The 13,049-nt window shown below is 67.7% G+C and carries 11 protein-coding genes; 8 read left to right on the top strand and 3 right to left on the bottom strand.

Features of this window, described 5'->3' with window-relative positions; genetic code table 11:
• Window positions 1–105: 105 nt before the first annotated feature.
• From ACYQ1Z_RS03010 to ACYQ1Z_RS03000, 3 genes are all read right to left on the bottom strand, one after another.
• Window positions 106–960, bottom strand: a complete 855-nt coding sequence (locus ACYQ1Z_RS03010) for a Yip1 family protein (protein WP_459790981.1) — start codon at window positions 958–960, stop codon at window positions 106–108.
• 112 nt (window positions 961–1,072) lie between these two features.
• Window positions 1,073–1,543 carry a hypothetical protein gene (locus tag ACYQ1Z_RS03005; RefSeq protein ID WP_459790979.1) on the bottom strand — a complete coding sequence of 157 codons (471 nt, stop codon included), beginning with the start codon at window positions 1,541–1,543 and terminating at the stop codon, window positions 1,073–1,075.
• A 140-nt stretch (window positions 1,544–1,683) separates the two neighbouring features.
• The gene (locus ACYQ1Z_RS03000; RefSeq protein WP_459790977.1) at window positions 1,684–2,232 is read right to left on the bottom strand and encodes a YceI family protein; all 549 of its coding nucleotides are present in this window, start codon (window positions 2,230–2,232) and stop codon (window positions 1,684–1,686) included.
• 213 nt (window positions 2,233–2,445) lie between these two features.
• Here ACYQ1Z_RS03000 and ACYQ1Z_RS02995 point away from each other — a divergent pair, with 213 nt between their 5' ends.
• The 8 genes from ACYQ1Z_RS02995 to ACYQ1Z_RS02960 all read left to right on the top strand — a co-directional run bounded on the left by ACYQ1Z_RS02995 (window position 2,446) and on the right by ACYQ1Z_RS02960 (window position 13,040).
• A complete protein-coding gene (locus ACYQ1Z_RS02995) occupies window positions 2,446–3,141 on the top strand; it encodes a histidine phosphatase family protein (protein WP_459790975.1) in 696 nt (231 codons plus the stop codon).
• 101 nt (window positions 3,142–3,242) lie between these two features.
• On the top strand, window positions 3,243–3,782 hold the full coding sequence (locus ACYQ1Z_RS02990; RefSeq protein WP_459790984.1) for a TlpA family protein disulfide reductase: 540 nt from the start codon (window positions 3,243–3,245) through the stop codon (window positions 3,780–3,782).
• A 10-nt stretch (window positions 3,783–3,792) separates the two neighbouring features.
• Window positions 3,793–4,548, top strand: coding sequence for a cytochrome c biogenesis CcdA family protein (locus ACYQ1Z_RS02985; RefSeq protein WP_459790973.1), 756 nt, complete (start codon window positions 3,793–3,795; stop codon window positions 4,546–4,548).
• Complete coding sequence (gene resB / locus ACYQ1Z_RS02980; protein WP_459790972.1) at window positions 4,548–6,314, top strand: cytochrome c biogenesis protein ResB; 1,767 nt, start codon at window positions 4,548–4,550, stop codon at window positions 6,312–6,314. The genes ACYQ1Z_RS02985 and resB overlap by 1 nt, the downstream gene beginning before the upstream one ends.
• A complete protein-coding gene (gene ccsB, locus ACYQ1Z_RS02975; RefSeq protein WP_459790971.1) occupies window positions 6,314–7,414 on the top strand; it encodes a c-type cytochrome biogenesis protein CcsB in 1,101 nt (366 codons plus the stop codon). The genes resB and ccsB overlap by 1 nt, the downstream gene beginning before the upstream one ends.
• 153 nt (window positions 7,415–7,567) lie before the next feature.
• Window positions 7,568–9,625 carry an Hsp70 family protein gene (locus ACYQ1Z_RS02970; RefSeq protein WP_459790969.1) on the top strand — a complete coding sequence of 686 codons (2,058 nt, stop codon included), beginning with the start codon at window positions 7,568–7,570 and terminating at the stop codon, window positions 9,623–9,625.
• Entirely contained in the window at window positions 9,626–11,698 is a 2,073-nt protein-coding gene (locus ACYQ1Z_RS02965) for a LuxR C-terminal-related transcriptional regulator (protein WP_459790967.1), read from the top strand.
• Between the two features lie 163 nt (window positions 11,699–11,861).
• Window positions 11,862–13,040: an IniB N-terminal domain-containing protein gene (locus ACYQ1Z_RS02960; protein ID WP_459790965.1), complete on the top strand. Its 1,179-nt coding sequence runs from the start codon at window positions 11,862–11,864 to the stop codon at window positions 13,038–13,040.
• The last annotated feature ends 9 nt before the right edge of the window (window positions 13,041–13,049 follow it).

The following is a 13,049-nucleotide window of genomic DNA, read 5'->3' as shown; positions in this document are numbered from 1 at the left end:
CCCCCCCCCCCCCCCCCCCCCCCCCCCCCCCCCCCCCCCCCCCCCCCCCCCCCCCCCCCCCCCCCCCCCCCCCCCCCCCCCCACTGCCAAAGGGGCTCGTTGGGGTTACCGGCCGTAGGGGTTGCCGAAGCCGCCGCCGTACGGGTTGGCGAAGGGCTGCTGCTTCCGGAAGTACGGAGCCGCTGCCGGAAGGTACAACAGCACGATGGCCGCGATGCCCAGCAGGGTGCCCAGGGTTCCGATCGTGGGCGGGCCGAAGAGCCCGAAGATGGACAGCGCGGCGAACACGGTGCCCAGGATGCGTGCCCAGTTCTTGCCCTTGCGGACGAAGAAGGCCACCAGCAGGTAGAGGCCGGCGCCGAGGATCGCGAAGACCACCAGGGTTCCGGCGATCACGCCCTGGATGTCCTCGTAGGTGACCTGGCCGGCTGCGCCGCTGGCCTCCATCTGCTGCTCGAAGGTCTGGCGGAACATGGGATCGTCCAGCTGGGTGAGGCCGGTCAGCAGGGAGACCACAAAGATCACCGCTGACGCGATCAGCAGCCAGAACGAAATGTTGACCAGCTGCGGCACACCGTTGGCGCCTGCGGGCTGCGGCTGCTCCGACGGGTACTGCGCGTACGGGGACTGGCCGTAGGCGGACTGGCCGTAGGGCTGCTGGCCGTAGCCGGAGCCCTGCGGATTCTGCCCGTACTGTGGTGCGTTCTGTCCGTACTGCGGCGCGTTCTGGCCATACGGCGCATTCTGTCCGTACTGCGGCGCCGACGGCGGCTGGGAGCCGTAGTGCGGAGGGTTCTGTCCGTATTGCGGCGGGTTCTGGTCCTGCTGTCCGTACTGCGGAGCGTTCGCGCCGTAGCGCGGCGGCTGGCCGGACTGGGAGTTTCCGGCGTCGGAGCTGCCGGAGCCGGAACCGCCGGCGTAGGGATCGTTGGGTCCAGGCGGGACAGGGGGAGTGCTCATGAGCGGATCCTTCTGCATGTCGGAGTACAGGTAGGCTGCCGGGATCGGTCGTGAGCCCCTACCCCCAGCATGGCTTTAAGTCCACCGTACCCCCGGGCGGCGCGCTTATGGGTCATTCCCTGGAAGTATTCCGCCCCTGACTTGCGCGGAACCATGCCTGCGGGGCAGGCAGCCACATCAGCACCGTCGCCGCGAAGCTGACCAGGACGGCCACCCAGTTGCCGCCGCCCTGGCCCAGGCCCGTCATCGTGTTGGCCGCTGCCAGCCCGAGCGTGATCGCAGCGAGCACCGTCAGGGCCAGGCGCGCCCACGTTTTGCCTGCCTTCATCTTGACGGCGAAGACCATTTGGGCGGCCCCCACAGCGGCGGCGAGCAGCATCAGGGTGACGACGGCGGCTGCCGCAGCAGGTGCCGCGGCGAAGAGCACCAGCGAGGCCAGCATGCCGAGCAGCCCGCCCAGAAGCCCAAGGATGCCGCCCACGAACCAGATCCAGAACGAGACTTTAATTTCAGTGGGCCGGCCTGCCACCGAGAACAGCATGCCCAGGCCGCCGCCCTGCCGCGGGACGGAAGAGTTGGTCATGGCGTTCACTGTAGTCCCGCCGTCGTGTCGGAAGTCGGAAGTCGGAAGCCGGAAGCCGGAAGCCGGAACCCCTTTAAAGGGCCAACCCCGGCAACCGGCTGGGAAAGCCGGTGCCGGGGTTGGCCCTTTGGAGCGGGTAGTTACGCTGCCGGAGCGATGAACGCCAGTTCCAGGTTGATGGCAACCTTGTCGCTGACAAGGACGCCGCCGGTCTCGAGGACAGCGTTCCAGGTGAGGCCGAAGTCCTTGCGGCTGATGGTGGTCTCGGCGGAGACGCCTGCGCGGGTGTTGCCGAACGGGTCAACGGCCACGCCGTTGAACTCGGTCTCAAGGGTGACCGGGCGGGTGACGCCCTTGATGGTCAGGTCGCCGGTGAGCTCGTAGCTGTTACCCTTGGCCACCAGGCCGTTGGAGACGAAGGAGATTTCCGGGAACTTCTCAACGTCGAAGAAGTCCTCGCCCTTGACGTGGCCGTCGCGGTTGGCGTCGCCGGAGTCGAAGCTGGCGGTGTTGATCGTGGCGTTGATCCTGGAGTCGGCCACGTCTTCGGCGAGCTCGAGGGTTGCGGCGGCTTCGGTGAACTGGCCGCGGACCTTGCTGATGCCGGCGTGGCGGACCGTAAAGCCGATTTCGCTGTGCGAGTTGTCCAGGGTCCAGGTGCCGGTGGTGATGTCTGCGGGAAGTGCCATGATGTTGCTCCTTGTTGTGTCTGTGCCTGTGGAGTGCGGTTGAAACTTCATATGTTGAAGCATCAACTAACTTGCTGCATCCAGTATAAGCATGCATTTGCATGTTTTCTTCCCGGCTTCGGAACATTTCTTCAAAAACTTCAGTTCTACTACCTGTAGAAAGCCTGTCCGGGAGATTTCGGATCGCACGCCATCTTTGAGAAACTGGTAAACATGCCCCAAGCCACTGTCCATCTGCTCCGCCATGGCGAGGTCCATAATCCGGACGGGATCCTCTACGGCAGGCTGCCCGAGTTCCACCTCTCCGAACTGGGGCAGGAGATGGCCCGGATGCTGGCCGAGCACTTCCGCCAGCGGGTTGCCGACGGCGCCCGGATCACCTACCTGGCCGCTTCCCCGCTGGACCGCGCCCAGGAAACGGCACGGCCGACGGCGGAGGCCCTGCGCCTGCAGATCCACACCGATGCCCGGATCATCGAAGCCGAGAACTACTTCGAGGGCATGAAAGTCACCAAGGCCGAACTGCGCCGCCCCAAGCACTGGCCGCGGCTGGTCAACCCCCTCCGCCCCTCATGGGGCGAACCGTACAAGCAGCAGGCGGCGCGGATTATCGAAGCCGCCAAGGAAGCGCGGCTGCGTGCCATCGAACTGGCCGACGGCGACTACGGCACCGGTGCCTACGCAACCACTGGGCCCGAAGCCATTCTGGTCAGCCACCAGCTCCCCATTTGGGCCACCCGGCTCAGCGCCGAAGGCAAGCCGCTGTGGCACGACCCGCGGAAACGCGAATGCACCCTGACCTCCATCACGTCCCTGGTGTTCAACGACGACGGCACCCTCCTGCGCGTCCAGTACAGCGAACCGGCGGCGTCCCTTCTTCCCGGTGCCGCCAGCACCCCTGGAGCCTAGTAGTGACCAACAGCAGTACACCCAACAGTGCCGGCAAGGGGCCGCTCAGTTCCCGGCGCAGCATCCTGGCCGCCGGCGGACTCGCCCTCACCGCCCTCACCATGGGACTGTCCGCCTGTGCACAGGAGGATGCCCTGGCGAAGCAGGCCAAGGCCGGTGACAACAAGAACTACGTGGCCGGGGACGGCTCCGTCACCGAGTTCGCGGCGTCCGACCGGAAGTCCGCCGTCCAGATCAACGGCAGCCTCTTCAATGGCACCACCGTTGCGCCTGCCGACTTCCAGGGCAAGGTGACCATCCTGAACTTCTGGTTCGCTGCCTGCGCGCCGTGCCGGGTGGAAGCGCCGATCCTGGAGGAACTGCACCAGGAGTTCAAGGACCAGGGCGTCCAGTTCTTCGGCGTCAACCTCCGGGACGAGAAGGCCACTGCCGAGGCCTTCGAGAAAACCTTCAACCTGACCTACCCCAGCTTCGATGACAAGGACGGCGCCGTGCTGCTCTCCGTGTCCGGGCTGGTCCCGCCGGGGGCCGTCCCCACCACCCTGGTCCTGGACAAGCAGGGGCGGGTCGCCTCCCGTGTCCTGGGCGAAATCGAGCGGGGCACCCTGAAAGCCCTGATCGCCGCCGCAGTGGCAGAATAGCGGCCGCCGCATGAACAGCCCCTTCGCCGAAACCATCCTCAACGGCTCCCTGCTCCTGGCCATCCCGGTCGCACTGCTGGCGGGACTCGTTTCCTTCCTGTCGCCCTGCGTCCTTCCCCTCGTTCCCGGGTACCTGGGATACGTCACCGGGTTGAGCGGCGTTGACCTGCAGAAGCAGAAGCGTGGCCGGATGCTTGTGGGCATTGGACTGTTCGTCCTGGGTTTCTCCGTCATCTTCGTGTTGCTGGGCGGCGCGTTCGGCCAGCTGGGAACCATGATCACCGGCTCCCAGAACGCCTGGGTCACCCAGCTCCTCGGGGTCCTGGTCATCATCATGGGCATCGTATTCATGGGCGGCTTCAGCTGGCTCCAGCGTGACGCCAAGATCCACGCCAAACCCCCGGCGGGCCTCTGGGGCGCCCCCCTTCTTGGCCTGACGTTCGGGCTCGGCTGGGCGCCGTGCATCGGGCCCACCTACTCCGCGGTCCAGCTCCTCAGCCTCTCCGGCGGCTCGTCCGCCGCCAAGGGTGCCTTGCTTGCCTTCGTCTACAGCCTGGGCCTGGGTATCCCCTTCCTGCTGATCGCACTGGCACTGCGCCGCGGCATGGGCATCATGGCGTTCTTCCGCAAGCACCGCCTGGCCATCCAGCGGATCGGCGGCGGCATCCTGGTGGTTCTGGGGCTGCTGATGGCCAGCGGACTGTGGGGGGCCTGGGTGACAGAGCTCCAGTACTGGTTCCAAACCGATGTGAAGTTGCCGATCTGATGAGCGAGCGTGTGAACGTACAGAAGAAGACCTCCGCCCGGACCGACGGCGACAAGCTGCCTGAGGCCGGGAAGCCGCAGGCGAAAGCGGACGCAGCGCTGCCTGCCCTCGGCCCCAGGGAAATGCTCCGCTGGGCCTGGACCCAGCTCACGAGCATGCGCACGGCACTGTTCCTGCTGCTGCTCCTTGCCGTGGCCGCCGTCCCGGGATCCTTGTTCCCGCAGCGTCCCGCCAACCCCGCGGTGGTCACGCAGTACATCAAGGACAACCCGGACTACGGCAAGCTGCTGGACGCCCTGCAGCTTTACGACGTCTACTCGTCGGCCTGGTTCTCCGCCATCTACCTCCTGCTGTTCATCTCCCTGATCGGCTGTGTCGTGCCGCGCGCCATCGCCCATTACAAGGCGATGCGCTCCCAGCCGCCGCGCACGCCGAAGCGGCTGTCCCGCCTGCCCGAGTACGGCACCCTGGTGATTCCTGCCGACGCCGGGATCCCGGCGTCGGACGCCATCCACAGCGCCGCCGGGCTGCTGAAGAAGCGCGGCTACCGCGTGGAAGTCCGCGACGCCGGCGGTTCCATGCCGTCGCTGGGCGCCGAGCGCGGCTTCCTCAAGGAAGTGGGAAACCTGGTCTTCCACACATCGCTGATCGGCGTGCTGGTCTCCGTCGCCATCGGGGGCCTGTTCGGCTACAGCGGCCAGCGGATCCTGGTGGAGGGCGACACGTTCGTCAACACCCTGGTGGGTTACGACCAGTTCAATCCGGGCACCAACTTCCAGTCCAGCCAGCTTCAGCCATACTCGCTGCAGCTGGACAAGTTCGACATCACCTTCGACCGCGAATCCCAGGGCAAGTTCGGCCAGCCCATCGACTTCGCTGCCACCGTCACCACCAAGGAAAATCCCGACGCGCCCGCCAAGCAGGAAACCCTGAAGGTCAACGACCCCATCACCCTGGGCGGGACCAGCGTCTACCTCACCGGCAACGGCTACGCCCCCGTGGTCACCGTCCGCGACGGCGAGGGCAACGTGGCCCTGCAGGGGCCCGTGGTGGCCAAGCTGCAGGGCGACAACTACTACTCCTCCGTGGTGATCAAGGTGCCGGACGCCCAGCCGGACCAGCTGGGATTCCAGGGCTTCTTCCTGCCCACGGCCTTCGTGACCGACGACGGCATCTCCTTCAGCGGTGACCCGGACCTGTTCAACCCCCAGCTGTCCCTCAACTCGTACTACGGGGACCTGGGCCTGGACGACGGAGCGCCCCAGAACGTCTTCGAGATCGACGTCAAGGACCTGACGCCGCTGAATGCCCGGAACCTGGACACCGGCGGCATTACCCTCGCCCCGGGCACGTCCTACACGCTGCCGGACGGCAAGGGCTCCATCAGCTTCGACGGCGTGAAGCGGTACATCGGCGTCGACATCCACCACAACCCGGGCCAGCTCTACGCCCTGGTCTTCGCGCTGCTGGCCGTGGCCGGCCTCATCCTCTCCCTCTACGTCAACCGGCGCCGGGCGTGGGTGCGGACCGGCACCCACGAAGACGGCAGGACCATGGTGGAATACGGGCTCCTCGCCCGCGGTGAGGACCACCGGCTGGCCGGCGAGGCCGCCGCCATCAGGAAGCTGCTGTCCGCCGAATGGCAGTTGCCGGACGGATCCGCTTCCGGCCCCGCCGACACCCAGCAAACACCCAGCCGCCAGCGGCATAATGACCCAGGCGCCACCACCCCGGCAAGCCCCTCCGTGCCCGAAAAGGACCAGTAATGCCGTTTGGAATCAACGAGACCATGGGCCAGTACAGCGAGCTCTTCATGCTGCTCGCGGCCGGCACCTACACCGTCGCCTTCATCGCCTTCGCCTGGGATCTTGCCAAGAGCAGCAAGGCGCTGAAGGCCATCGACCTCCGGGCGGCGCAGGCAGGCGAGGCCGCCAAGGTTCCGGTGGCAGCTGGCGTCGCGACGGAGCGCACAACAGAGTCCCGCACGGCTGGGGCGCGCCTTGGCGGGCCGGCGGGCAGGGCCGAGCGGCCGTCGTCGACCGTTGCCAAGGGGGCCGGCGCCGGGGGAGTGGTGACCGCCGACGCCGACATGAAGTACGCTGCCGAACGCCGGGCCCCGGCGCGGGTCGCGGTAGCCCTGACCATCCTGGGTGCGCTGATCCACGGCGCCGGCGTGGTCACCCGCGCCCTGGGCGCCGGGCGCGTGCCGTGGGGCAACATGTACGAATTCCTCACCACCGGCGCGTTCGTGGCCATCGCCGTGTTCCTCGTGGTGCTGATCCGCCGGGACCTCCGCTTCCTGGGGACCTTCGTGGTGGGCCTGGCCATCATCATGCTGGTGGCCGCGTCCGTGGCCTACTGGACCCCCGTGGGCCACCTGGTGCCCGCCCTGCAGAGCTACTGGCTGATCATCCATGTCTCGATCGCCGTGCTCTCCTCCGCCCTGTTCACGCTGACCTTCGCGATGTCCGCGCTGCAGCTGGTGCAGTCCCACCGCCAGAAGACCGTGGCCGCCGGCGGCGCCGACAAGCTCGGCTTCATGCGCCTGGTTCCGTCGGCGCTGAGCCTGGAAAACCTGTCCTACCGCATCAACGCCATCGCCTTCATCGGCTGGACGTTCACGCTGATGTTCGGTGCCATCTGGGCGGAGAAGGCCTGGGGCCGGTTCTGGGGCTGGGACACCAAGGAAGTCTGGACGTTCGTGATCTGGGTGGTCTACGCCGGATACCTGCACGCCCGCGCAACCCGCGGCTGGACGGGCAACCGCGCCGCGTGGCTGTCCATCGTCGGCTACCTGTGTGTCGTCTTCAACTTCACCATCGTCAACCAGTTCTTCAACGGCCTGCATTCCTACTCGGGCCTCTGAACAGGGGTTTCTCCCGTACCGTCAACCGGCCCCGGAGAAATAACAAATCGATGTACCAATAGGGGTGTTCCCGCTCCGCCGGGGGTGCTACGTTGGTGACGTTCGCCCGTGATGAAGCTTGCAGGCGAGACGCGAGTTTGGCCTGAGGTACCCATGAGCTACGTTCTCGCCGTTGACGTCGGGACAAGTTTCACGGCAGCCGCCGTAGTCCGTTTTTCGCCAGGAGCCACACCCGTTCCGGAAAGCCTGCCGCTGGGCCTCCGAGCCTCAGCGGTGCCCTCCGTGGTGTTCTATCCCGAGGAAGGACCCGTCCTGGTGGGCGAGGCCGCGGAGCGCCGCGGGCTCGATTCGCCCGGCCGGCTGATCCGCGAATTCAAACGCCGGATCGGCGACTCCGTGCCCTTCTCGGTGGGCACCCTCGCCCTCCCGCCCGAGGACGTCTATGCCACGATGGCCCGCTGGGTGGCAGACCGTGCGGCGGAGCGCGAGGGGGAACCGCCGTCGGACATCATCCTGACCCACCCCGCCGCCTGGGGCGGCCACCGCACTTCCCTGGTGCGCGACGCCCTCGCCGCCAAGGGGCTGGCGAACGTCACGCTGCTCACCGAGCCGGAAGCCGCTGCCCTGCACTACGCGTCGCAGGTGCGGGTGGAGGACGGCAGCATCGTGGCCGTCTACGACCTCGGCGGGGGGACCTTCGACACGGCTGTCCTCCGCAAGGCCGGCAGCAACCGCTTTGAACCGCTGGGCCGGCCGGAAGGCATCGAGAATCTCGGCGGTGCTGATTTCGACGCCGCCGTTTTCCGCTACGTCGCCGACAACACGGACGGCGCCCTGGCAGGCCTCGACACCACAGACCCGGGCGTGCTCGCGGCACTGGCCCGGCTCCGGCGCGAATGCGTCGAGGCCAAGGAGGCGCTCTCCGCGGACAGCGAGGCCAGCATCTCCGTGCTGCTGCCGGGCGTCCAGCAGCAGGTCCGCCTGGTCCGCTCAGAATTCGAGGCGCTGATCGAGGAACCCGTGCGGGACACGGTGGACGCGCTGGAGCAGTCGCTGGCGGAGATGGACCTGGAACCTGCGGACCTGACCGCCGTGCTCCTGATCGGCGGGTCCTCCCGGATCCCCCTGGTGGCCCAGCTCATTTCCGCCGAGCTGGACAGGCCCATCGCCGTCGACGCGGACCCCAAGTCCTCCATCTGCCTCGGCGCCGCGGTGTCCGCAGTCCTCGCCCAGGCTGATGCCGCCCAGCCCTCCACTGCAGCCGGAGGCATGGACGATGACGGTGCCGCCGTCGGCCCCGATTCCTCGGTGGAGGCCGCCGGGGACGTGCATGCGCCCGTTCGGCTGGCCAGCTGGTCCCGGAAGAATACGACGGCGGCCGGCGCCGCCGGTGCGCACGGCCCGGGACACCCGCACCACGGCGGCGCCCACGCCCCCAAACCGACGGTGCGCCTCACAGCCATCGCCGCCGCCGCTGCATTGTTCACGGGGCTGACCGCCACGGCGGCCCAAAGCCCGGAAGGGTTCGGCAACCTCACGGCCATCTTTGTCCCTGAAGCAGGCGCCGCCCCCGATGGCAAGTCCGGTGGCAGCGCAAGCGGCTCGGGCGGTGCCGGCGGGACTGCGGCCGGGGTGCCCGGACAGTCGCAGGCTCCACTGGCCGGCATCGAAGCGGGTGTCGACCGGGCAGCTTCCAACAAGAGGGCGGGCCTGGACGTAGAGGCCTCGCCCACAAGCCGGCCGTCGGCCAGTGCCGCCGCAAAGAACAATCCTTCCGGCAGCACCAGCACGGGCAGTTCCGCAGGCGCGGACGCGGGTACGGAGGCCGGAGCACCCGGCACCTCAACAGGAACGGCCGACTCCACTGCCGGTGGCAGCACCGACCCCGGCGCCACGCCGACCGGTACGCTGGATCCCACCACGCAGCCACCGGCGCCGGATCCCACGACCGAACCGCCGGCACCCGAGCCGACGACCGAACCGCCTGCGCCGGATCCCACGACTGAACCGCCTGCGCCGGAGCCGACGACTGAACCGCCGGCGCCGGAGCCGACGACTGAACCGCCTGCGCCGGAGCCGACGACTGAACCGCCTGCGCCGGAGCCGACCAGCGAGCCGACCACCCAGCCACCCGCGCCGGAGCCCACGCCAGAACCGCCGGCACCCGAACCGGTGACGGAGACGTCTGTACCGAGTGAGCCGGTGGTTTAGATGGCGGAGCATCAGGTTGGAACACCCACGCCGGCATATCGTCGCGCAGACCTGAACCACCAGGACCAGCCGCCCCACGCTGCAGAGCTTATGGCCCGGCAGCTCAAGGGCGAAAACGCGGCTGTACGGGACCTGCTCCTGGCATTGTCCGTCGGTTTCACGTTGCCTGGCCCCCTTCCCGCCGACCTGCAGCGCAGGCTCGATGCCGGGGAAGTGGAGAGCCTCGACGCCCTGGTGGAGAGGGCAGAGTCGGCGGGTCTCCTGACGTCGGAGGGAACCGTCGTGGGCACGGCACAGCATGCGCTGCTCACCGTTGCACCCACCGCCAAGGTCCACGCCCTGCAGCGCGAGCTCGTTTCAACCTACGCCGCAAACCGCCAGCCGCTGGGCGATTTTGCCCGTGAGCTGGCACGCGGCGGTCTGTCCGATCCGAGGGTTGCCCGGGAACTCGAGCACACCGCCAACAGGGTCCTGGAGCATGACCCCGGCCTGGCGTACCAGCTCTACGATGAGGCGCTGCTCGCCGGGGCGGATGAACTGGCGACTGCCGCACGCCGGGCACAGGCCGCTGCCGCGGACGGTGACCTGGACACTGCCACGCGCATCATCGACACTCTCCTGGTTGAGGCGGACCCGCCCGACGTGCGCCGCGGCGCGGACGTCGCTGTCGCCGTGTGGGCCCAACGGGGGATGCTGGCCCGCGGCGCAGACGTCTACAGCTGGCTCGGGGCCACCCGGGTGGGGCCCTCGGCGCCGCTTGCCGCCGTCGCCCTGATCGGCTGCGGGAACCGCTCAGCCGCCGAGGCGTTGTTCAGTGCCGATGCGCCGCCGTCGTCCCCCACCCTGCTCGCCACCAGCCTGGCTCAGGCGGGCAAAGGCATTATGGAATCAATGGGTGTGGATCCCCACCAGGTCCTCCCCGTCCTGATCCACGCGTCCGACCTGCTCAACTCCGCCGGCACCGCGCTTCCCCTCCCGGAGACGCCCGCCGCCCTGGCCGCCCTCGTGGCACTGCACAGCGGCGAACCGCACACGGCAGAATCCGTCTGCCGTTCCGCGGCCGCCGCCGGACAGGGCGGCAACGCCGCCAAACCGCGGCTTTTCCTGCTCCAGGCATGGTCCGCGATGATGCAGGACAGGCTTGAGGATGCCCGGCTGGCCATCAATGAGGCGTCCAAAACGAACCATTGGCCGCTGGTGCCCAGGGACGAGTTCCTGTGCGCCGCGCTTGAGGTGGGCCTCGCGCGCCGCAACGGTGACGTGCCTGAGCTCATCATGGCGTGGGAACGGGCGCGCGAGGCGATGCTGCACGCCTCGGTGGACCTGTACAGCCTCCTGCCGTGGGGTGAGCTGATGATTGCCGCCGCCCGGCTGCGGGAATCACGCCGGGTGGTCCATTACCTCGACGAGGCAACCCGGTTGCTCGGGCGCCTGGGTGACCCGCCCCTGTGGTCCGTGCCCTTCCACTGGGCAGCCGTCCAGGCGGCGCTGCTGGGTGAAAGCCCTGCGGACCTGGCGCCCCATGCCGCGGCCCTGGCCCGCGCGGCCGGCCACAGCCACCTGGCCGCGGTGCTCGCCACCGCCGGAAAAGCGTGGGTGTCGGTCCTGGCCGACAGGTTCCGTCCCGCCGACGTCGAAGCGGCGGCACGGGGCCTGGGCCGGGTGGGCATGCCCTGGGAAGGCGCCCGGCTCGCTGGCCACGCGGCCGCCAAAACCGAGGAGCGCAAGGACATGGTGCGGCTCCTGTCCTGCGCCCGCGACCTCCATCCGCAGGGAAGCTCCGCGGGCAACGGGGCCTCGGCGCCGCCCGAGGCCCGCGCCGGCGCCGCAGCAGAACAGGGCAACGGAATGCACTCCGACGGCTCCGGGCTGAGCGAGCGCGAAAAGGAAGTGGCCAGGCTGGTGCTCGAGGGCAAGACTTACCGTGAGATCGGCGAAGCCATCTACATCTCGCCGCGGACGGCCGAACACCACATTGCGCGGATGCGGCGGCGCCTGGGAGCCGAAAACAGGTCCGACCTGCTGGCCCGGCTGCGCCTTGCCCTGAATTCCGACAACCATCCTCAGGAGTAACCCCTAATGCCCCTAACCGGGGGCGCGGCGGTTCCCCACCCGGGGGACCGCCGGTAGGGGGAATCGGCCCGATGCCCGGTCCCGCACCCCGCCCATACGTTTGTTTCAAGCCCGGCAACGCCGCCGGTGCCACCCAACTCATAGAAATGCAGGGGACCATCAAATGACACTCGCAAACGATCTCGTCCAGTTCCTGATGCACCTCTTCGGAGACCGCCAGGCCGCGCAGGAATTCCTGGATGACCCGGAGAAGGTTCTGGAAGACCACGGCCTGGGCAAGGTCTGCTCGGCAGATGTCGACGCCGCAATGCCGGTAGTCCTCGACTACGCCCCCGTCACCATCAACGCCTCCCGCTTCGACCGTGAGTACAACACCGGCGGCAACCGTCCCTCCACCGACCACAACGGCGGCGGCGGCAGCACCGGTGGCGGCAACCATGGCGGCGGCGGCCATCACGGAGGTGGCGGCCACGGCGGCGGCAACCACGGTGGAGACGACCACGGCCACGCAGTGCAGCAGCTCCACCATGTGGTGAACAACTACTCCTACACCTCCACGGTGGACGACCGCGACACCATCACCGACCAGTCCGTCAACCAGAACATCTGGGCCGACGGCGACGTGGAGCAGTGGTTCGACAACGACTCCGTTGTTGCCTCCGGCGACCGCGCCGTTGCCGCCGGCGATGACGCCTACGTTCGGGATTCCAACAACATCGAGGATTCCTACAACACGGACAACTCGACGGATAACTCCACCGACAACTCCATCCACGCCGGCGGCGACGTCAACATCGGCAACGAAGAGACGGACATCGACGACTCCTTCAACACCGACCTCGACGTCGACATCGATGACTCCTTCCAGGACAACTCCGACAATTCGGACAACTCGGACAACTCGGTCAACGACTCCTACAACGACAATTCGGACAACTCCGACAATTCGGACAACTCGGTCAACACCGACCTGGACATCGACGACTCGTTCAACGACAACTCCGACAATTCGGACAACTCCGACAACTCGGACAACTCCACCAACGTGGACATTGACGATTCCTTCCAGGACAACTCCGACAACTCCACGGACGTGAATATCGAGGACTCCTTCCAGGACAACTCGGACAACTCCACCACCACGGAGCTGGAGGTCGACATCGAAGACTCCTTCCAGGACAACTCGCAGGAGACCACCACGGAACTGGAAGTGGAAGATTCCTTCAACCCGGTAGTGGTTGAGGACTCCTTCCAGGACAACTCCGAAGCCAACACCGACATCGACGTCGACGTCGAGGACAACAACGTCGCCCTCGCCGGCGACGACGCGACCGCCGGCTAACCGGTACGG

It is taken from the genome of Arthrobacter sp. AD-310 (assembly GCF_054656615.1).
Note: the sequence above shows the minus strand (reverse complement) of the source record. Positions and strands in the feature narration are given on the sequence as shown.

Bases quoted from the DNA above. Each gene is read 5' to 3' on its own strand.
- ACYQ1Z_RS02990 (WP_459790984.1), top strand. From the start codon at position 3,243: ATGGGACTGTCCGCCTGTGCACAGGAGGATGCCCTGGCGAAGCAGGCC.
- ACYQ1Z_RS03005 (WP_459790979.1), bottom strand. From the start codon at position 1,543: ATGACCAACTCTTCCGTCCCGCGGCAGGGCGGCGGCCTGGGCATGCTG.
- ACYQ1Z_RS02985 (WP_459790973.1), top strand. From the start codon at position 3,793: ATGAACAGCCCCTTCGCCGAAACCATCCTCAACGGCTCCCTGCTCCTG.
- ACYQ1Z_RS02960 (WP_459790965.1), top strand. From the start codon at position 11,862: ATGACACTCGCAAACGATCTCGTCCAGTTCCTGATGCACCTCTTCGGA.
- ACYQ1Z_RS03010 (WP_459790981.1), bottom strand. From the start codon at position 960: ATGAGCACTCCCCCTGTCCCGCCTGGACCCAACGATCCCTACGCCGGC.
- ACYQ1Z_RS02970 (WP_459790969.1), top strand. From the start codon at position 7,568: ATGAGCTACGTTCTCGCCGTTGACGTCGGGACAAGTTTCACGGCAGCC.
- ACYQ1Z_RS03000 (WP_459790977.1), bottom strand. From the start codon at position 2,232: ATGGCACTTCCCGCAGACATCACCACCGGCACCTGGACCCTGGACAAC.
- ACYQ1Z_RS02995 (WP_459790975.1), top strand. From the start codon at position 2,446: ATGCCCCAAGCCACTGTCCATCTGCTCCGCCATGGCGAGGTCCATAAT.
- resB (WP_459790972.1), top strand. From the start codon at position 4,548: ATGAGCGAGCGTGTGAACGTACAGAAGAAGACCTCCGCCCGGACCGAC.
- ccsB (WP_459790971.1), top strand. From the start codon at position 6,314: ATGCCGTTTGGAATCAACGAGACCATGGGCCAGTACAGCGAGCTCTTC.
- ACYQ1Z_RS02965 (WP_459790967.1), top strand. From the start codon at position 9,626: ATGGCGGAGCATCAGGTTGGAACACCCACGCCGGCATATCGTCGCGCA.